Source organism: Mesorhizobium sp. CA4 (assembly GCF_020165075.1).
In the GTDB taxonomy this organism is placed as follows: Bacteria; Pseudomonadota; Alphaproteobacteria; order Rhizobiales; family Rhizobiaceae; genus Mesorhizobium.
Map to the genome: position 1 here is coordinate 71846 of NZ_JAIUHK010000004.1, position 20145 is coordinate 91990.

The following is a 20145-nucleotide window of genomic DNA, read 5'->3' on the forward strand; positions in this document are numbered from 1 at the left end:
AGCCCGTCGCGCTGAAAGGAATTCAGGCGACGCGCTTTATGTTTTCGTTTTTATGCATGTCGTATTCCCAAACCGGCACGCGCTTTTGGGCGACATGCATCGGCCGCCGCCGTTTCGCTGCATCAGGTAGGAATCCTGTCGGCAAAAAACAAAACCCGGGCCGCTGGCCCGGGCTTTGCGTGTGATGCGAAAGGCTGGCGTCAGGCGGCCTTTTCCAGTGCCGGCTGCCATTTCCCGAGCGCCGCCAGATGGTTCATATGGGCGCGGTGGGTGAAGGCGGCCTGGCCGGCGGCGATGTTCGAGGCCTTGCCGCTCCACGCCTTCTGCGGCGCGGCCTGCAGCGCGCGGCCATAGGAGAAGGTGAGCTTCCAAGGGTGCGGTCCGATGGCGTTGATGGCGTTGAGGTTCGCGGTCGCCTCCTCGTCCTCCTGGCCGCCGGAGAGGAACGCAATGCCGGGCACTGCCGCCGGCACCACTTCGCGGAACAGCTTTATCGTCTTTTCGGCGATTTCCTCAGGCGCGTCGGTCTTGCCCGACTTCTTGCCGGAGATGACCATGTTCGGCTTAAGGATCGACCCTTCGAGCACGACACGTGCCGCGTAGAGTTCGTCATAGAGCTTGACCAGCGTCGCCTTGGAGACGTCGTAGCAGGTGTCGATCGAATGCGCCCCGTCCATCAGCACTTCCGGCTCGACGATCGGCACGATGCCGGCTTCCTGGCAGAGCGCGGCATAGCGGGCCAGCGCGTGGGTGTTCGAGGCGATCGAATTGGCCGAGGGCACGCCCTTGCCGGTGTCGATGTCGATCACGGCGCGCCATTTGGCGAAGCGGGCGCCGAGCTTGTAATAGTCGGCGAGCCGCTCGCGCAGCCCGTCCAGACCCTCGGTGATAGTGTCGCCGGGAAAGCCGGCGAGAGGCTTGGCGCCGAGATCGACCTTGATGCCGGGAATGGCGCCGGACGCCTTGATGATGTCGACCAGCGGCGTGCCGTCGGCGGCCTTCTGGCGGATGGTCTCGTCATAGAGGATGACGCCGGAGATGTATTTCGTCATTGCCTCCTTGGTGCGGAACATCATCTCGCGATAGTCGCGCCGGTTATCGGCGGTCGACTCGACGCCGATGACGTCGAAACGCTTCTTGATGGTGCCGGAGCTCTCATCGGCGGCCAAAAGGCCCTTGCCACCGCTCACCATCGCGGCGGCGATATCTTCGAGACGTTCGCTCATGGGTGCTCTCCTACGCTGCGTTTATTCCGCGCTAGCAGAACACTACCGCCAAAGGAATGACGCCGGAAAGCTAGAATCGATTGAAAGCCGCGCGGGCTTTGCCCGGTCTCGGACTGTTTACCGCTTCAGCACCTCGACGCCGGGCAGCGGCTTGCCTTCCATCCATTCGAGGAAGGCGCCGCCGGCGGTCGAGACATAGGTGAAGTCGTCGGCGACGCCGGCGTGGTTGAGCGCGGCCACCGTGTCGCCGCCGCCGGCGACCGAGACAAGCTTGCCTGCCTTGGTGCGCGCCGCCGCATGCTTTGCCGCCGCCACCGTCGCGCGGTCGAAGGGCTCGATCTCGAAGGCGCCGAGCGGACCGTTCCAGACCAGCGTCGCGGCGCGGTCGATCCAGTCGTTGACGCTCTGCACGGTCTTTGCGCCGACGTCGAGGATCATGCCGTCGGCCGGCACGTCCGAGATGGCGACGGTCTCGCTGGGCGCGCCAGTCTTGAATTCCTTGGCGACCACGCCGTCAGTGGGCAGGATGATAGCGCAGCCGGCTTCGGCCGCCTCGATCATGATCTGCTTGGCGGTGCCGGCGAGGTCATGCTCGCACAGCGACTTGCCGACGTCCGTGCCGCGCGCGGCCAGGAAGGTGTTGGCCATACCGCCGCCGATCACCAGCGCGTCGACCTTCTTCACGAGATTCATCAAAAGGTCGATCTTGGTCGAGACCTTGGCGCCGCCGACAATGGCCACCACCGGCCGTACCGGATTGCCGAGGCCCTTTTCCAGCGCGTCGAGCTCGGCCTGCATGGTGCGGCCGGCATAGGCCGGCAAGTGGCGCGCCAGGCCTTCGGTCGAAGCATGCGCGCGATGCGCGGCCGAAAAGGCGTCGTTGACATAGATGTCGCCATTGGCGGCGAGCTTTTCGGTGAAGGCCGGTTCGTTCTTTTCCTCGGCTTTGTGGAAGCGGGTGTTCTCGAGCAGCAGCACGTCGCCGTCCTTCATGGCGGCGACGGCCTCGGCAGCCTTGTCGCCGATACAGTCGGCGGCAAAGCCGACAGGGCGGCCAAGCACTTCCGCCGTCGCGCGGGCGATCGGCTCCAGCGAGAACTCGGCCGACGGTCCATTCTTGGGGCGGCCGAAATGCGCCAGCAGGATAACCTTGGCGCCTTTTTTCGAGAGTTCGGCGACGGTCGGCGCGATGCGCTCGATGCGGGTGGCGTCGGTCACCTTGCCGTCAGCGACGGGAACGTTGAGGTCGACGCGCACCAGCACGCGCTTGCCGCCGACGGCGCCGATATCATCGAGTGTCTTGAAGCCGGCCATGGTCGTTCCTTCCTGGTGCCTTGACGCAATTCCGGACGGAAAACCGCCCACACTTTTCCTGGAATTGCTTTAGCGAAAACGCGGCGACCTTACCCGGCACCGGGGACGATGCAAGGGCCGCGTTGCAGCGCGCGCGCAAAAATGATGTCGGCGTGAGACATCAGCTTTCGCCGGTTGCCTTCTGTGCGTCCGGTCCAGGCGCCACGCTGTCGCTCGGCACGTCCTCGGCCGGCTGTTGTTCCGCCGGCTTACGCCAGCCGCGGATCATTGCGGCTATACGATCGGCGATCTCGCCGGCGCTCAGGAAAACCGGCACGCGAGCCACCGGCGCGGTTGGCTCGAAGGACAGGCCAAGCCCGGTGATCCTGCCTTTCTCGTCGACATCGCGCACGATCAGCTCGATCGGCCCGATCATCACGCGGTCGGCATATTCGGCGTGGCCGCCGAGCCGCTCGGTGACGAGCGCGGCGACGGTGAGCTTCTGTTCGGCCTCGGTCAGCCCCGGTGCATAGGCGGCTTCCAGCTCCGCCGCCGATCGAGCGGGATCTACGGCAAAGGCGCCGAAGAAGTCAGCATCCTCCGGATCGACCACGGCGCGGCTGGCGAAAAGCTTGTCGAGCAGGCGCGGGTAGCGGTCCGGCACGAAGATGTAGACCTGATCGCCGGCCGCCAACCGGCCCATGTCCTGGAAGCGCATGGAACGGCCGTCGCGCAGCACCAGCGAAGGCCTTGCCCAGCGCGGGATGCGCTCGCCGCGCGCCACCGGGCTGCCGGGGGCGACGCGATAGGCAAGCAGCTCGTGATGCGCCGAGCCCGGCAATTCGAGCTCCACCTTGTCCAGCGGCCCGAGCCGCGCAGGAACGATCAGGCCGAGGCGCCGCGCCAGCGGCCCGACCGTCCAGCCCTGCACCACCAGCGAGACAAGCACGATGATGAAGGCGGCATTGAAGATCAGCCGGCCATGCTCGAGCCCGCCAAGCAACGGCGTGATGGCGAGCAGGATCGAGACCGCGCCGCGCAGGCCGACCCACGAGACGAAGGCGACTTCGGGACGCGGCAGGCGAAACGGGATCAGGCAGAGCCAGACGGCCAAAGGCCGCGCCACGAAGATCAGGAACAGGCCGAGCAGGACCGCCGGCACGAGGATTTCGGGGAATTGCGAGGGCGTGGCGAACAGGCCGAGGATCAGGAACATGATGATCTGCGCCAGCCACGACATGCCGTCTTGGAAGCGCTTCAGGATGGTGACGGCACGGATGTCGGAATTGCCGGCGATCAGCCCGGCAAGATAGACGGCGAGGAAGCCCGAGCCGCCGATGGCGCCGGCCGCCGCGAACACCATCAGCGAGAGCGTCAGCACGAAGATCGGCAACAGGCCGTGGTCGAGATTGAGCCGCTCGACAAGGCGCACGATGCCAAAGCCGCCGAGCACGCCGATAATGGCGCCGAGCCCCATATTGGCGAGGAAACCGAGCAAAAGGTTGGTGGCCAGCACATTGGCTTCCGGGTTGGCATGCGCGGCGATACTCTCGACCAGCGTGATGGTGAGAAAGATGGCGATCGGGTCGTTGGTGCCGGATTCCACTTCGAGGGTCGAGCGCACGCGCTCGCGCAGATGGATTTCGCCGGCGCGCAGCAGGAAGAACACGGCGGCCGCATCGGTGGACGCGACAGCGGCGCCAAGTAGAGAGGATTCCAGCCAGCTGAGGTTGAGGAAATACGAAGCGGCGACGCTGAAGATGCCGGTGGTGAGGATAACGCCGATCGTGGCCAGCGACAGCGCCGGCCCGGCCGCCTGGCGCAGCGCGTTGAGCGGCGTGCCGAAACCGGAATCGAATAGAATGATGGCCAAGGCCAGTGAGCCGGCAAAATAGGCCAGCCGCGCATTGTCGAATTCGATGCCGAGCCCGTCGACGCCGGTGGCAAGGCCGATGCAGAGGAAGAGGAGCAGCAAAGGAGCGCCGAAGCGGAAGGCGATCAGGCTCGAAAACGCGGCGGCGACAATGAGCGCCGTGCCGACCAGCGTCACGAGATATATCGCATGCTCCATCCGCTATTGCCCCTCCAAGTCCCTCTCATTTCTCGATTTACGGGAGAGTGGGGCGAAGACATGACCAGTGCAAGGCAGCAGGATGTTTTTTGGCTCAGCCGGCCAACAAAAAACGCCCGGCCAAGCCGGGCGTTTCAAAACTCCGAATGAACCCTGGATCAGGCGATGGTCTTGCCGAAAGCGACGGCGGTGTCGCCCATGCGGTTCGAGAAGCCCCATTCGTTATCGTACCAGGACAGGACCGAAACGAAGTTGCCGTCCATGACCTTGGTCTGGTCGAGCGCCACGATCGAGGAATGCGGGTCGTGGTTGAAGTCGATCGACACGTTCGGGTGATGGGTGACCGACAAAACACCCTTCAGCTTGCCATTGGATGCGGCGATGACCGCTTCGTTGATCTCCTGCGCGGTGGTCGAGCGCTTGGCGATAAACTTGAAGTCGACGACCGAGACGTTCGGGGTCGGCACGCGGATCGAAATGCCGTCGAGCTTGCCCTTGAGCTCGGGCAGGACAAGGCCGATCGCCTTGGCGGCACCCGTCGAGGTCGGGATCTGCGACAGCGCCGCGGCGCGGGCGCGGTAGAGGTCCTTGTGCATGGTGTCCAGCGTCGGCTGGTCGCCGGTGTAGGAGTGGATCGTCGTCATCATGCCTTTCTCGATGCCAACGGTCTCGTGCAGCACGGCCGCCAGCGGCGCCAGGCAGTTGGTGGTGCAGGACGCGTTCGAGATGACGATGTGGTCCTTGGTCAGCTTGTCGTGGTTGATGCCGTAGACGACGGTGAGGTCGGCGCCTTCGGCCGGGGCCGAGACGAGCACACGCTTTGCGCCGGCGGTCAAATGCGCGGCGGCCTTGTCGCGGGCGGTGAAGATACCGGTGCATTCGAGCGCGATGTCGACACCGAGCTCCTTCCAGGGCAGTTGGGTCGGATCCTTGATCGCGGTGACCTTGAACTTCTCCTTGCCGACTGAGATCTGGTCGCCGTCGACGGTCACCTCATGCGGGAAGCGGCCATGCACGCTGTCGTAGCGCAAGAGGTGCGCATTGGTCTCGACCGGGCCGAGGTCGTTGACGGCGACCACGTCGATGTCCTTGCGGCCGGATTCATGGATGGCGCGCAGGATGTTGCGGCCGATGCGGCCAAATCCGTTGATGGCAACTCTGACGGTCATTGTTCTCTCCCTTGGGGCGGATGGGTCCGCAGTTTCATAACGGCGGAAGGCGCAAGAATCCAGCCGCAGAAGGTCGCATTTAAATCGATTAGGTTGGTCCAGCCCGGCAAATCGTCAATCGACGATCCGGGCTGAGCCAATTCCTAGTTGCCGTGCAGGCGGGCTTCCACCGCCTTGGCCGCGGCCTCGGCAGTGATACCGAAATGAGGATAGAGCTGCTCGATCGAGCCGGAGGCGCCAAAACCGTGCATGCCGACGAAAATGCCGTCGGTGCCGATCAGGTGATCCCAGCCCTGGCGGATGCCGGCCTCGATCGCGACCTTCACCTTGGCGTTGCCGATGGTCTTCTTGCGGTAATCGTCGCTCTGCCGGTCGAACAGCTCGAAGCAGGGCACCGAGACGACCCGGGTCGGATGGCCGTGCTTTTCGAGCAGGTCGCGCGCGCCAAGCGCGATCTCGACCTCGGAGCCTGTGGCGAAGATCGTCACCACGGCCTCGCCGCTGGCGGCGGCAAGCTCGTATGCGCCCTGGCTGGAGAGGTTCCTTGCCGAATGCTCGGTGCGCACGGTCGGCAGGTTCTGGCGGGTCAGCGCCAGGGTCGAGGGCGTCTTTTCGGATTCGAGCGCGATCTGCCAGCACTCGGCGGTTTCGACTGCGTCGGCCGGACGGAAGACATTGTGGTTCGGGATGGCGCGCAGTGCGGCCAGATGCTCGACCGGCTGGTGGGTCGGGCCATCCTCGCCGAGGCCGATCGAATCATGCGTCATGACAAAGATCGAGCGGATGCCCATCAGCGAGGCCAGGCGCATCGACGGGCGGGCATAGTCGGAGAAGCACAGGAAGGTGCCGCCATAGGCGATCAGGCCGCCATGCAGCGTGAGACCATTGATCGCAGCCGCCATGCCGTGCTCGCGGATGCCGTAATGGACATAGCGCTGGCCGTAATCGTCGGGCGTGATGTTCTTGGTCTGGCTGGTCTTGGTGTTGTTGGAGCCGGTGAGGTCGGCCGAGCCGCCGATGGTTTCCGGCACCGCGCCGTTGATGACTTCCAGTGCCATTTCCGACGACTTGCGGGTGGCGACCTTCGGCTTGTCGGCCGACAGCTTCTTTTTGTAGTCGCCGATGACGGCGTCGAAGTTGGAGGGCAGCTTGCCGGCAAGACGGCGCTCGAACTCGGCCTTGAGCTTCGGCTCGGCCGTGGCCAGGCGGCCTTCCCAGTCGGCGCGCGCCTTGGCGCCGTTCTTGCCGATGGCGCGCCAGGCCTCGAGGATGTCGGCCGGAATTTCGAAGGGCGGCGAGTCCCAGTTGAAGAATTTGCGCGCGCCCGCGATTTCCTCGGCGCCCAGCGGCGAGCCATGCGCCTTGTTGGTGCCGGCCTTGGTCGGGGCGCCGAAGCCGATGGTGGTCCTGCAGGCGATCATCGTCGGCTTGTCGGAATGGCGCGCCGCCTCGATAGCATAGGCGATCGCTTCCGGATCGGTGCCGTCGATGTGGCTGGCGTTCCAGCCCGAGGCCTGGAAGCGGGCGACCTGGTCGGTGTTGTCCGCCAGCGAGACCGGGCCGTCGATCGAGATGTTGTTGTTGTCCCAGAAGACGATCAGCTTGTTGAGCTTCAAATGCCCGGCCAGCGCGATGGCTTCCTGGGAGACGCCTTCCATCAGGCAGCCGTCCCCGGCCAGCACATAGGTATAATGGTTGACGAGTTCGTTGCCGAAGGCGGCGTTCATGATGCGCTCGCCGAGCGCGAAGCCGACCGAGTTGGCAAGGCCCTGGCCGAGCGGGCCGGTGGTGGTCTCGATGCCGGCGGCATGGCCGTATTCGGGATGGCCGGCGGTCTTGGAGCCGAGCTGGCGGAAACTCTTGATCTGGTCGATCGTCATGTCCTCATAGCCGGTGAGGTAGAGGAGCGAATAGAGCAGCATCGAGCCGTGGCCTGCCGACAGGATGAAGCGGTCGCGGTCGGCCCAATGCGGCGCCTTGGCGTCGAATTTCAGGAATCGGCTGAACAGCACCGTGGCGATGTCGGCGCAGCCCATCGGCAGGCCAGGGTGACCGGAATTCGCCTTCTCGACGGCGTCCATGGAAAGGAAACGGATCGCGTTGGCCATCCGATCATGTTGTTCACGCGAGGTCATGCTTCCTCCGGAAGTGAGTTGGAGCCTGGGGAGAACCCTTGGAAAAGGATGCCGCGACACATAGCAGGCGCGGCCTTTTAGTCAACAAATCGGGACGGATTTTGCCGGGCTTGTGATGGCATCGAGCGTCTACATTAGCGATAGCGGGGGACAGTCGCGAGAGCTTTGTTGACGCGCCCTTCACCCGGGGCCTAATCTTTCCGAGGTAACGCGTTCTGAACGCGTGCGATTCGGTGATGGGCAGGGCATAGGACGAAGGCCATGACCGGGGAAACGACCCTCAAGGAAGTCATCGCCAGGCTGGGCAAGGCCATGGAAGGGCTGGAAAACGCCGTTGCGGCGAAGCTAGAGCATGAGCGTGATTATTCGGAAGCCGAGGCCGAGGTGCAGCGCATGAACGCCGACCGTTCGCGCCTGGCGCAGGAGCTCGACAATTCCGAAGCGCGCGCCGAGCGGCTGGAAGATGCCAACAAGGAAGTGTCGCGGCGGCTGGTGACCGCCATGGAAACCATCCGCGCGGTTCTGGACAGGTAAGGCAATGGCACAGGTCACCGTTTCCATCGACGGCAAACAGTACCGGATGGCCTGCGACGAGGGCCAGGAAGAGCATCTGATCGACCTTGCCGAGCGCTTCGACCGCTATGTCTCGCACCTGAAGGATTCCTTCGGCGAGATCGGCGACCAGAGGCTTACCGTCATGGCAGGTATCATGGTTATGGACGAGCTCTCTGAGCTCACCAAGCGCGTCAAGGGCATGGAGAGCGAGGTGCTCACCTTGCGCAAGACGCGCGACGAGGCGCTGACTAAGGCCGACAAGAGCGACAGCGTGCTCACCACCGCGCTCGCGGCGCTTGCGCAGCGCATGGAAGACCTCACGGCAACGCTGGCGATAAAGAAGGCTTAAGCCGCTTCATCCAGCCTCCCAGCATCGTCGCGGAAATTCCGCGTGTCATTTCCAGGAAAAGACGAAATTTTTCCGCTCCCTCGATCACGCTGACAGACACAAGTCTTTTGAACTGGACCGTGCGGCGGTATAGAAGGCTAAGCCGCCGATGGGGTTGGCCCATGCCGGCGGCATGTCACAAGGGTAGGGAACACGTCATGAGCCTTCGTATCAACGATATTGCGCCGGACTTCACGGCCGAGACCACGCAAGGGACGATCAATTTCCATGAATGGATCGGCGACGGCTGGGCGGTGCTGTTCAGCCACCCGAAGAACTTCACGCCGGTCTGCACGACCGAGCTCGGCACGATGGCAGGGCTGGAAGGCGAGTTCAAAAAGCGCAACGTCAAGATCATCGGCATTTCCGTCGATCCGGTGTCGAGCCACGAGAAGTGGCAGGCCGACATCAAGACCGCTACCGGCCAGACGGTGAACTATCCTTTGATCGGCGATAAAGACCTCAAGGTCGCCAAGCTTTACGAGATGCTGCCGGCGGGCGCCGGCGACAGCTCGGAGGGCCGCACGCCGGCCGACAACGCCACCGTGCGCTCGGTCTATGTCATCGGCCCGGACAAGAAGATCAAGCTGGCGCTGACCTATCCGATGACCACGGGCCGCAACTTCGACGAGATCCTGCGCGTCATCGATTCCATCCAGCTGACTGCCAAGCACCAGGTGGCGACGCCGGCCAACTGGAAGCAGGGCGACGACGTCATCATCACCGCCGCCGTCTCCAATGAGGATGCGATCAAGCGTTTCGGGGCGTATGAGACGGTTCTTCCTTACCTCAGGAAGACCAAGCAGCCGACGGCCTGAGCCTTTCCTTCTCCCCGTTCCACGGGGAGAAGGTGCCGAAGGGCGGACGAGGGGCGGCGCGCCGGCCCTTTGAAGCGATTGTTGCCTGAACCACAACCTTGCAGCGTCGGCGCTGCCCCTCATTGTCCTGCCGGACATTTCTCCCCGCGGAGAAAGGGGCTGGTCGCCGCTTTCGCCAAATAAAAAAAGGCGACGCCAATGCGCCGCCTCTTTCTTTCGATTTCGAGCTTGTTACGCCGCCGGCTGCGCCTCGATGGTGCGCAGCGCCTGGGTCTGGCGCTTGGCGGCGGCCTTGACCGCGTCCTGCACCTTCTCGAAGGCGCGCACCTCGATCTGGCGCACGCGCTCGCGGCTGATGTCGAACTCGGCCGACAGCTCTTCCAAGGTCAACGGCTCTTCGGCCAGGCGACGCGCCTCGAAGATGCGCCGCTCGCGATCGTTGAGCACTGACAGAGCGCCCGACAGCATGGAGCGCCGGTTTTCCAGCTCGTCCTGCTCGATCAGCATCTCTTCCTGGCTTTCATGGTCGTCGACCAGCCAGTCCTGCCATTCGCCGGACTCGCCTTCGCTCGCCCGGATCGGGGCATTGAGCGAAGCGTCGCCCGACAGGCGGCGGTTCATGGACACCACCTCGGCCTCGGAAACATTGAGGCGCGTGGCGATCTCGCTGATCTGCTCGGGCTTCAGATCGCCTTCGTCGAGCGCCTGGATCTTGCCCTTCACCTTGCGCAGGTTGAAGAACAGACGCTTCTGGTTGGCGGTGGTGCCCATCTTGACCAGGCTCCAGGAGCGCAGGATGTATTCCTGGATCGAGGCCTTGATCCACCACATGGCATAGGTGGCGAGCCGGAAGCCACGCTCCGGTTCGAATTTCTTCACGGCCTGCATGAGGCCGACATTGCCTTCCGAGATCACCTCGCCAATCGGCAGGCCGTAGCCGCGATAGCCCATGGCGATCTTGGCGACGAGCCGCAAATGGCTGGTGACGAGCTTGTGGGCAGCCGACGTGTCCTGATGCTCGGCATAACGCTTGGCGAGCATGTACTCTTCCTGCGGCTGAAGCATCGGAAAGCGGCGGATTTCTTCCAGGTAACGGGCGAGACCGCCTTCACCGGAAACGATACTGGGTAATGATTGGGCCATGATAGCGCCCCTCTCTCTTTGGAGTGAATGCCCCCTAAACGCGGCGGGCACGCGTCACGGATGCCAAAGGCTCATCCGCGACAACCTGTATATATAGGAACAAAACCAGAAAAGACAGGCATTTGTTCAACGTTAAACAGTCTGTCACGCTGAAGTGAACAACGCCGGTCAGGTTTTTTGATGGCTGGTTTGCAGCTTGTTCGTGGCGGGCCGGTTCAAAGTTTTCGGAAGTCGCCGACGAGTTCCTCCATATCTCCCGGTATCGGCGCTTCGAACCTCATCGTCAGATGGGTGGTCGGGTGCCGGAATTCAAGGAGCCAGGCGTGCAGGGCCTGCCGGGGAAAGGCTTTGACCTTGGTTTTCAAGGGTTCCGGCAGCCGGTTGGCCTTGGTGCGGAAGGCCTGCCCGTAATCCGGGTCACCGACCACCGGGTGGCCGATATGGGCCATGTGGACGCGGATCTGGTGGGTGCGCCCGGTCTCCAGCCGGCATTCGACGAGGCTTGCGGCGGCAAAAGCCTGCTGTGCTTCGCCGAAGCGCTCGACGACGCTGAAATGGGTGACGGCATGGCGGGCGTCGTCGCGGCCTTCCGGCACCACCGCGCGGCGCACCCGGTCGGCGGCGCGACCCAGGGTGGCGTCGATGGTGCCGGTCGGTCGTTGCGGGATGCCCCAGACCAGCGCCAGATAGGCGCGTTCGAGATCGCCGGTGCGGCCGTGGTCGGCAAAGGCCTCCGACAGGGCTTTGTGCGCCCGGTCGGTCTTGGCCACGACCATGACGCCGCTGGTTTCCTTGTCCAGCCGGTGGACGATGCCCGGCCGCCTGACGCCGCCTATGCCGGACAGGCTGTCGCCGCAATGATGGATCAGCGCGTTGACCAGCGTGCCGGTCCAGTTGCCGGCGCCGGGATGGACGACCAGTCCCGCCGGCTTGTTGATGACGATCAGTTCGTCGTCCTCGTAGAGGATGTCGAGGGGAATGTCCTCGCCCTGCGGCTCGGCTGGTTCGGGCGCGGGTACCAGAATTTCGATCTGCTCGCCGGCCGTCAGCTTGCGCTTGGCTTCCAGCACCGCCTTGCCGGCGATGGAGACCGCGCCTTGCTTGATCAGAGCCTGCACGCGGCTGCGCGAGAGCTCCGGACCGAGCTTGGCGGCAAGCCATTGGTCGAGACGCTGGCCGGCGGCATCGGCGCCGGCTTCCAGCGCGACAGCGTCGCCGGCAGCCGATTCCTCGTCCGCCAATTCGTCCTCTATCAATATCGGGGTCTCTTCGTTATGAGCGCTCATCGAAACCCGTTGCGGATTGTTTAGCCATGGCCCGGCCGATCGCCGAAGAAGATGAGGAAAAGCCGCTCGATCCCGCGGCCGAGAATGTGCGCCGCAAGCTCGTCCGTTTCATGATCGTCAATCTCGGCCTTCTGTTCCTCGCCCTTATGGTGGTGATCGGGGCGCTTGTCTACAAAGCCCGCAATGCGCCGGTGGCGGCGCCCGCCAGCGATGTCCAGGCTCCGGCCGGTGCGCCGCTCTCCGGCGACATCGTGCTGCCGGTCGGCGCCAAGGTGATCAGCCAGTCGCTCTCCGGCAACCGCCTGTCGATCGATGCCGAGCTTACCGATGGCAGCCATTCGATCTTCGTCTACGAGATCGCCGAGCGCCGCATGATCGGCCAATTCGCGATCCGCAACAAATGAGCGGTTTTGCCGACGGCCGCAGCGTCGCGACCGTCGCGCTCGTCGTGGCCAATTACGACGAGGCGATCGCTTGGTATGTCGAACGGCTCGGCTTCGTGCTGAGCGAGGATGTCGATCTCGGCGGCGGCAAGCGCTGGGTCACGGTCGCACCGGCCAAGGGCCAAGGAGCGCGGCTACTCCTGGCGGAAGCATCCGGCGAAGAGCAGGCAAGCCGCATCGGCAACCAGACCGGCGGCCGGGTCTTCCTGTTCCTCGAGACCGACAATTTTTCCCGCGACCATCAGGCGATGCTCGCCCAGGGCGTCGAATTCCGCGAGGCGCCGCGCTATGAGGCCTACGGCACGGTGGCTGTCTTTGCCGATCTCTACGGCAATCTTTGGGACCTGATCGAGCCGAAACAAAAGGGCTGACCGCACCCGCTTAGGCCTTTTTGTTTTGTCGCAGATTCTTGTCGGAAAACCGTACGACACTTTTCCGGAATCTGCTTGGTTGCTTTTTCGCGGCCGCCAGCCTATGTAGCCGGTTCTTGAGCGCGCCCATCGTCTAGCGGTCAGGACACCGCCCTCTCACGGCGGGAACAGGGGTTCGATTCCCCTTGGGCGTACCAAGCTTCTAATACGTCGCCATGTCACACGAACGCCAAGCGTCATGCGGCGTGCGTATGTTCGCGAGCGTCAGTCCTGAGCGGTCGCCGGACGGCTCGCCATCATGGCTCGCATTATCGCCGAAGACGGCGATGCCTCGGAAGTGCAGTGAAGGTCCGTGCTTCTGGCGCAGCGCCTCGGATTGAATTAGCATCCACTCATCGGCCTCCGACCGCGATCCGCGAACCGGGCGGCGGTCGCGTGCCAAGCGCTGATTCAGGGCGGCTGGGCATTTAATTCGTCAGCCGGCAAGCGAGCGCAGGCGGGGAGGAGCAATGCGGAAGCTGCAGTCGCAAGGCGTTCATCACATGACGCTGGTCGGCGCCGGGCGCCAGACCTCGATCGACTTCTGGGAGGGCGTGCTCGGCATGCCTTTCATCTTCGAGCAGCCTAATCTCGACAAGGCGAGCGAAAGCCATCTCTACTTCGATCCCGGCGACGGGCGGCTGATCACCGTCTTCACCGACGAGAGCCGCACCCCGGTCAAGCGGCGGACACCGACCGATATCGGCTGCGTCCACCACATCGCGTTTTCGGTGTCGCGGGTCACCTTCCTGCAGGCGGTCGCGCGGCTCGACGAGCGCGGCATCAAGCACAGCGGCGTCAAGGACCGCGGCTTCATGGACTCGATCTATTTCGAGGATCCGCTGGGACTTTTGATCGAGCTTGCTTCCTACCGCTTCGAGCCGCCGGCCGGCTTCACCCATGCCGACGTGCTGATGGAAGCGCACAAGATCCGTGTGGCGCGCGGCGACTACAACATCGCCGAACTGCATCTGGCCGATGCCATCCAGGCGCTGGTCGAGCGGTCACGCGAAACATTGTCCGAAAGCAGGACGCCGAAAAATCCTTATTAACCGGGTCAAAGGGAGGGACCAATATGGCAAAGGCTGCAACGAGGAGCGCGAAGAAACCCGCGGCTAAGGCCGCGGCAAAAACGGCCGGGAAGGTGAATACGAAAGCCGCGCCGAAGGCGACAGCAAAAGCTGCGCCTAAAGCGACAGCAAACGCCGCGACGGCAAAGGCCGCGACCAGCGCGACGGCGAAGCCCGCGCCCAAGGCCAAAGCGAAGCCGGCCAGGATGCCCGGCGTGAAGCTCAGCATGCTGCGGCCGAGCGTCAACAACATGGCGGTGCGGGTGTTCGCGCGCGCGGCCGGACTCGATCCGGCAGAGACCGATGCCTGGGGCCTTACCCGTTCGCCCGAATTCCTGGCGCGCAATCCGGCGCATCTGACGCCGATGATCGAGGACAAGGGCCTGCCGCGCGGCGTGCTGTGGGAAAGCTGCGCCATCATGCAGTATCTCGCCAACAAGCACGGGCTGGATAAGTTCTATCCGAAGGCGCCGGCAAAGCGGGCGATGATCGACAGCGCGATGTTCTACCTTGTCGGCACGCTTTATCCCTATGTCGCGCGCGCGACATATCCGGCGCTCGGCTTTCCGCAGTATGCCGGCGAGGTCGGCCACAGCGACGCCCATCCCGACAAGAAATCGGAAGCGCAGAAGGCGGCTATGGCCGCGATCGCCGAGCCGCTCGAGGTGTTTCACTCCTTCTTCCGCAACGGCAAACCGTTCATCGGCGGCAACAACCCGTCGATCGCCGATATAAGGCTGGCGGCAACGCTCGAATTCCTGGCGGTGGTCGACTACGCGCTGCCCAGCTGGGCGAAGGAATACATGGCGGCCATGGAGAAGAAGCTCGGCAAGGCTTATTCGGAGCCGGCCGGCGACGTGCGCGGCTACATCGCGCATGTGAAATCGCAGGCCACAGCGCAGTAAGTCCTCGGCGTTAAGGTTTCATTTACCTAAGGCCTGTCTACTGGTTCCAGTCCTCGCCGCGACCACGGATGTACTGGCGCCATGACGAGGCAAGGGAAAGGTCGGCTGCGTGCCGGCCTTTTGCTTTTTCGCGGGCCATCGCGCCGCAATCACGACGGTACGCCGATGGGCGGGCCGAAATGCTATTGTCATCTTCGTCCTGGATCGTACGATACCGCCAGGGGGCGAAGCGACGGCGACGAGGACCTGCGATGAACACAGCAAGATTTCTGATGATAGCGGGCGCGCTGTCGGTTGTGCCTTTTCCATCGGCCGCCGCACCGCTCAATGGTATGAACGAGGTCGGCGCCGCCCTGCTCGCCTGCTGGACGCCGCCGGCCAATTCCGACAATTCCTCAGTCACGCTCAGCTTCAGCTTCAAACGCGACGGCACGCTGATCGGGCCGCCGAAAACAACCGCTATCCATGTCAGCGGCGACGACAAGGCGCGTAAGGCGTATGTCGACGCTGCGACCAAGGCCCTGAACGATTGTCTGCCGCTCAGCCTTTCGCCCTCGCTGGCGCAAGGCATTGCCGGAAACGTCTTCACACTGCAGTTCAACTCGCCGAAGAAGTAGGCGGCCGGCCTGACTATTTGTTTTGGGCAAATTCCGGAGGAAGGTCACGGCAAAAGCGCCGAGCCTTGAGCACGTCGCGATCTTCAGATTCGCTCCATGCGCTTCAGGTTCTTGATTTGCACATGTCTCTATCCCGAAACCGGTTCCCACTTTCGGGAGACATGCTTTAACCGTGGTCGCGCTTTTCCGGAATTGCTCTCAGGTCAAACCGCGCCTGACCTGGGCGTGCTTTTCCAGTTCCGGCATCTCGAAGACATAGTCGCTCCAGGCGGAGTCCGGGATCTGCCCGGCCAGGTAACAATCCAGCAGAAGGCTTTGTTCGGGGGTAAGGGGTCTCAGCGCGTGCTCATGATCCAGCCCAAGTGAATGAATCAGGTTCCTGGTCAGGCCAGAGACGGTGAAGTGCAAGGACATCTTCGGTCTCCCTCTGCGCTGCGCGGATCGCATCAAAGCCAACAACGCCCGGCGCCGGCCAAGGTTTCATCAGCGATGCGTGATTGCGTCGAGTATTCGGCCACCGCCCGCCTGAACCAGTCGGTTTGTCTTTCTCAATCCGGTCAGCGGATCCAGCCGGCATCGGCCGGCGGATTGAGGCAAAGTTACTCGCAGACGACGCGGTAGCGCTTGCCGCTTTCGCCGACATTCCTGCAGGTGAGGGGGGTCTGCTTGCCGGAAGACTGATCAGGCAGACCCTGGTTGTAGGAAGGCCTCGCCGGAGCGGACCTGGAATGGCGCCGCGCAGCGGGGCTCTGCGGCAGGCCCTGTGGCGGGCTCGGAGGCAAGGGAAACACGTCCGACGCGATCTGCCGCGACGCGGTCGTTCCCGGCGGCGCCTTGTCCCAGACACGCCTGACGTCCATCCGGCTCGGAACGATCACCGTGCCATCGTCGCTGCGCGCGCAGCCACCCGCCGCAAGCAGCGCCGGGCACAGGACAAAAGCCATGATTCGACGAAACATTAGCAACACCTCAGGCACCTTATAATGCTTCGTTGCCGGGATCGCCAACGGGCGGATTAACGCAGCCGGCGCCAGGATCGGATCTGCCTCAACGGCACCGGGCGGCAGGCGTTGCAATCATTATGGTTATCGGATCGTTAATGCTTGTCGGGCACATTCCACCGACGAACGGGCACGGTTCGGCCTTGGGGGTAGGAATGGCGGATACGAACGGAACTGTCGAGGCGGACAGCGCGCGGGATTCGAGCAAGGCGGATATGCACGGCACCGGCGCCGTTCTCGGTGACGTCCACAATATGGCCGGAACCTCGGAAGCGCTCGCCAATCTCAGCCTGATGGTCGACTCGATGCCGATCGGCGTCATCGTTCTCGATGCCGAATTGCGGGCGGAGGTGGTCAACCGGGCATTCTACGACTTCTGGCAGATCGACCCGCGGCGCGCTCCGGCCGGCAGCCGCTTTCGCGACCTGATGGAAGCCAGCCGTGACGCCGACCCGTTCGGCGGCGAGGAACAGGCATGGCAAAGCCATGTGGCCGACCGCGAAGCCGAAATCCGGGCTGGCGACGCAGGCTCCAGGCAATTGTCGCGCAAGGACGGCCGCACGCTGATCGCCTCGCTGGCGCCTCTTCCCGGCGGCAAAAAACTGATCTCCTATGTCGACATCACCGATATGAAACAGCGCGAGACCGAGGCGGAGGACGCGCGCAAGAACCTCGCCACCGTGCTGGAGTCGCTGCCCGCGGGGGTCATCATCTACGATCGGGACAACCGCTTCGTTTTCGCCAACGGCAAGCTGCAAGATACGCTGCCGGCGCTGAAGCCGGTCTGGCAGCCGGGCCGCACATTCCGCGAGGCATTGGCTCTCGGCCATTCGGTCGGCTACTTCCGCTCGAGCGGCGACACCGAAATCGACGGCCTGCATGGCGTCGACACCGAGCGCTGGCTCGACGCAATGCTCGAGCGCTACCGTTTGCCGAGCTCGGCCTACGAACGCCTCAACGCCGACGGGCGCTGGTACCAGGTCTATGACATGCGCACCGACGACGGAACGTTCATCGGCGTGCGTGTCGATATCACCGACATCAAGGCGCGCGAGAAGGCGTTGCGCGACTCCATGCGCCAGATCGACCTCTATCGGCATGTGATGGACGAGCTGCCCGTGGCCGCCTTCATCAAGGCGGACGACCTCAGCATCGAATTCGTCAACAAGGCCTGGTGCGCGCTGACCGGCCTCGCCAAGGACGAGGTCCTCGGCAAGACCGATCGCGAGCTTTTCGCGACGGAAGAGGCGGATGGTTTCAGCAATGACGACGCCGAAGTCGTAGCGACCGGTGTGGGGCGCGAGGTCGAGGAGGCCGTCACCCATCGCGACGGCACGGTGCGGCAGCTGATGACGCGCAAGAGCCGGCTGGTGGCGATCGACGGCTCCGTGCATCTGGTCGGCTCCAGCACCGACATCACCGACGTCAAGGCGCGCGAACAGGCGCTGCGGCAAAGCATGAGCGAGAACGAGGTGTTCCGCAGCCTCATCGACAATGTGCCGGTGTCGATCTACGCCAAGCGTTCGGACCTCAGGCAATTCTACGTCAACAAGGGCTGGTGCGATCTCACCGGCTTCAGCAGGGAAGAAGCGGTCGGCAGGACCGATGTCGAGATCTTCGGCGCTGACGGCGAAGCTTTCGTCGCCGGCGATCTTGCTGTGCTGCGCACCGGCGAAACGCAGGAGATCGAGGAGACGGTGACGATGCCGGACGGCACCGTCAGGCACCAGTTCGCGCGCAAGGGCGCGATGATCGCCTCGGACGGCTCGCTCTACCTCATCGGCTCCACCACCGACATCACCGAGCTCAAGCAGCGCGAGGCCGAGCTGAGCGAAGCACGCCGGCGCGCCGTGCTAGCCGACCGGGCCAAATCGGAATTCCTCGCCAATATGAGCCACGAGATCCGCACGCCGATGAACGGGGTCCTTGGAATGGCGGAACTGCTGGCGAAGTCGGACCTCGATCCGAAGCAGAAGACATTCACCGACATCATCGTCAAATCCGGCAACGCGCTGCTCACCATCATCAACGACATTCTCGACTTCTCCAAGATCGACGCCGGTCAGCTGGTGCTCGATCCGGCGCCCTTCAATCTCGCCGAGGCGATCGAGGATGTGGCGACGCTGGTATCGACGCGCGCCAAGGAGAAGGACCTCGAGCTCATCGTCCGCATCCAGCCGGGGCTCGACGGCCAATTCGTCGGCGATGTCGGCCGCGTCAGGCAGATCGTCACCAACCTGCTCGGCAACGCGGTGAAGTTCACCGACAAGGGCCATGTGCTGGTCGACGTCACGGGCGAGCGGGCTCCGGCGGGAACAAGGCTCACCATCTCGGTCACCGACACCGGCATCGGCATTCCGGAAGAGAAGCTGAAGCTGGTGTTCGAAAAATTCAGCCAGGTCGATACGTCCTCGACCAGGCGGCACGAAGGCACCGGACTTGGCCTTGCCATCACCTCCCGGCTGGTCGAGATGATGGGCGGCGAGATCGGCGTCGACAGCGCCGAGGGCAAGGGCTCGACCTTCTGGTTCACGGTCACGCTGCCCAGGGCCGAGCAGGGCGGACAGCGCATCATGCCGGTCGACGTCACCGGCGCACGCGTGCTCATTGTCGACGACAACGCCGTCAACCGCTCGATCCTGAGCGAGCAGATGGCGTCGTGGACGTTCGATTCCTGCGCGGCCGAAAGCGGCGCCGAGGGGTTGAAGGTGCTGATTGCCGCCGCCGCCTATGGCGTGCCGGTCGACTGCGTGGTGCTTGACTACCAGATGCCCGGCATGAACGGCGCCGAGATGGCGCGTATCATGCGCAGCACGGCGGGCCTGGCGCATACACCCATCATCATGCTGACCTCGGTCGACCAGTCGCTTGCCAACACCACCTATCGCGACCTCGGCATCGATGCGCAGCTTATCAAGCCGGCGCGCTCCTCCATTCTCCTGGAAACGCTGGTTGCGACCATCCAGCGCCATCGCCACAGCAGCGCCGCGGCGCAACCCGCCGCAGGCAGCAGCCCCCCGCAAGCCGCGCCGGCGCAGGCGGCGGCATCGGACCGCGCCATGCTGCAGCCGCCGCCGGTGCGGGCGCGTCCACGCCCAGCCGAGGCGGAGCGCGGGCTCGACATCCTAGTCGCGGAGGACAATGAGGTGAACCAGATGGTGTTCACGCAGATCCTAGGCGAGACCGGTTACCGCTTCGAGATCGTCGGCAACGGCCGCAAGGCGCTCGACGCCTTCGGCAGGCTCAATCCGCGCATGATCCTGATGGATGTATCGATGCCGGAAATGAACGGGCTGGAGGCGACGGGCGCCATCCGCCGGCTCGAGGAGGACATGGGCACGCATGTGCCGATCGTCGGCGTCACGGCGCATGCGCTGAAGGGCGACCGCGAACGCTGCCTGGAAGCCGGGATGAACGATTACCTGCCGAAGCCGATCAGCCCGCGGGCGCTGCTCGAAAAGCTCGAGCGCTGGCTGGGACCGGACGTCGAGACTCGGCGCAACGCCGGTTAGAACGAATTTGACGGCAGGACGGCGGCAAGAGGCTGACGCACGCGTATGGCGCGATCGCACCATACCAAAGCAAACGCCAAGCTCGGACAATGTTGGCATTGAT

Annotated in this window: 18 protein-coding genes and 1 tRNA gene; 10 read left to right on the plus strand and 9 right to left on the minus strand. The window is 63.8% G+C overall.

Features of this window, described 5'->3' with window-relative positions; translation table 11 throughout:
- Positions 1-200: 200 nt before the first annotated feature.
- The 5 genes from LB528_RS04685 to tkt form a co-directional block, all read right to left on the minus strand.
- Positions 201-1226, minus strand: a complete 1026-nt coding sequence (locus LB528_RS04685) for a class I fructose-bisphosphate aldolase (RefSeq protein WP_224510676.1) — start codon at positions 1224-1226, stop codon at positions 201-203.
- A gap of 117 nt (positions 1227-1343) precedes the next feature.
- The gene (locus LB528_RS04690) at positions 1344-2540 is read right to left on the minus strand and encodes a phosphoglycerate kinase (protein ID WP_224713999.1); all 1197 of its coding nucleotides are present in this window, start codon (positions 2538-2540) and stop codon (positions 1344-1346) included.
- A gap of 160 nt (positions 2541-2700) precedes the next feature.
- Entirely contained in the window at positions 2701-4590 is a 1890-nt protein-coding gene (locus tag LB528_RS04695) for a potassium/proton antiporter (protein WP_224510670.1), read from the minus strand.
- A 158-nt stretch (positions 4591-4748) separates the two neighbouring features.
- Entirely contained in the window at positions 4749-5759 is a 1011-nt protein-coding gene (gap, locus tag LB528_RS04700; RefSeq protein ID WP_224510669.1) for a type I glyceraldehyde-3-phosphate dehydrogenase, read from the minus strand.
- 143 nt (positions 5760-5902) lie between these two features.
- The gene (gene tkt / locus LB528_RS04705) at positions 5903-7894 is read right to left on the minus strand and encodes a transketolase (RefSeq protein WP_224714000.1); all 1992 of its coding nucleotides are present in this window, start codon (positions 7892-7894) and stop codon (positions 5903-5905) included.
- Positions 7895-8155: 261 nt separating this feature from the next.
- Between tkt and LB528_RS04710 the strand changes: the two genes are divergently transcribed.
- From LB528_RS04710 to LB528_RS04720, 3 genes are all read left to right on the plus strand, one after another.
- A complete protein-coding gene (locus tag LB528_RS04710) occupies positions 8156-8428 on the plus strand; it encodes a DUF4164 domain-containing protein (RefSeq protein ID WP_023763725.1) in 273 nt (90 codons plus the stop codon).
- Between the two features lie 4 nt (positions 8429-8432).
- Positions 8433-8798 (plus strand): cell division protein ZapA, encoded by a 366-nt coding sequence (locus LB528_RS04715; protein WP_140755654.1) that lies wholly within the window; start codon positions 8433-8435, stop codon positions 8796-8798.
- A gap of 197 nt (positions 8799-8995) precedes the next feature.
- Positions 8996-9655: a peroxiredoxin gene (locus tag LB528_RS04720; RefSeq protein ID WP_224510665.1), complete on the plus strand. Its 660-nt coding sequence runs from the start codon at positions 8996-8998 to the stop codon at positions 9653-9655.
- Between the two features lie 231 nt (positions 9656-9886).
- Here the strand turns inward: LB528_RS04720 and rpoH are convergent, their stop codons facing one another.
- Positions 9887-10798, minus strand: a complete 912-nt coding sequence (rpoH, locus tag LB528_RS04725; RefSeq protein WP_224510662.1) for an RNA polymerase sigma factor RpoH — start codon at positions 10796-10798, stop codon at positions 9887-9889.
- Positions 10799-11013: 215 nt separating this feature from the next.
- Positions 11014-12084, minus strand: coding sequence for an RluA family pseudouridine synthase (locus LB528_RS04730; protein ID WP_224510659.1), 1071 nt, complete (start codon positions 12082-12084; stop codon positions 11014-11016).
- A 26-nt stretch (positions 12085-12110) separates the two neighbouring features.
- On the opposite strand from LB528_RS04730, the gene LB528_RS04735 reads away from it, so the two are divergent.
- The 6 genes from LB528_RS04735 to LB528_RS04760 all read left to right on the plus strand — a co-directional run bounded on the left by LB528_RS04735 (position 12111) and on the right by LB528_RS04760 (position 15529).
- Entirely contained in the window at positions 12111-12488 is a 378-nt protein-coding gene (locus LB528_RS04735; protein ID WP_224510657.1) for a fimbrial protein, read from the plus strand.
- Positions 12485-12898, plus strand: coding sequence for a VOC family protein (locus LB528_RS04740; protein WP_224714001.1), 414 nt, complete (start codon positions 12485-12487; stop codon positions 12896-12898). Before LB528_RS04735 ends, LB528_RS04740 begins: the two co-directional genes overlap by 4 nt.
- Before the next feature lie 122 nt (positions 12899-13020).
- Positions 13021-13095 (plus strand) — tRNA-Glu (locus tag LB528_RS04745).
- A gap of 312 nt (positions 13096-13407) precedes the next feature.
- Positions 13408-13989 carry a VOC family protein gene (locus LB528_RS04750; RefSeq protein ID WP_224714002.1) on the plus strand — a complete coding sequence of 194 codons (582 nt, stop codon included), beginning with the start codon at positions 13408-13410 and terminating at the stop codon, positions 13987-13989.
- A gap of 23 nt (positions 13990-14012) precedes the next feature.
- Complete coding sequence (locus tag LB528_RS04755) at positions 14013-14912, plus strand: glutathione S-transferase family protein (protein ID WP_224714003.1); 900 nt, start codon at positions 14013-14015, stop codon at positions 14910-14912.
- A 251-nt stretch (positions 14913-15163) separates the two neighbouring features.
- On the plus strand, positions 15164-15529 hold the full coding sequence (locus LB528_RS04760; RefSeq protein WP_224714004.1) for a hypothetical protein: 366 nt from the start codon (positions 15164-15166) through the stop codon (positions 15527-15529).
- Positions 15530-15727: 198 nt separating this feature from the next.
- On the opposite strand, the gene LB528_RS04765 is transcribed toward LB528_RS04760, so the two are convergent.
- Complete coding sequence (locus LB528_RS04765; protein WP_224714005.1) at positions 15728-15943, minus strand: hypothetical protein; 216 nt, start codon at positions 15941-15943, stop codon at positions 15728-15730.
- A gap of 185 nt (positions 15944-16128) precedes the next feature.
- Entirely contained in the window at positions 16129-16488 is a 360-nt protein-coding gene (locus tag LB528_RS04770) for a hypothetical protein (RefSeq protein WP_224714006.1), read from the minus strand.
- A gap of 197 nt (positions 16489-16685) precedes the next feature.
- Here LB528_RS04770 and LB528_RS04775 point away from each other — a divergent pair, with 197 nt between their 5' ends.
- Entirely contained in the window at positions 16686-20042 is a 3357-nt protein-coding gene (locus tag LB528_RS04775) for a response regulator (protein ID WP_224714007.1), read from the plus strand.
- Positions 20043-20145 lie beyond the last annotated feature (103 nt).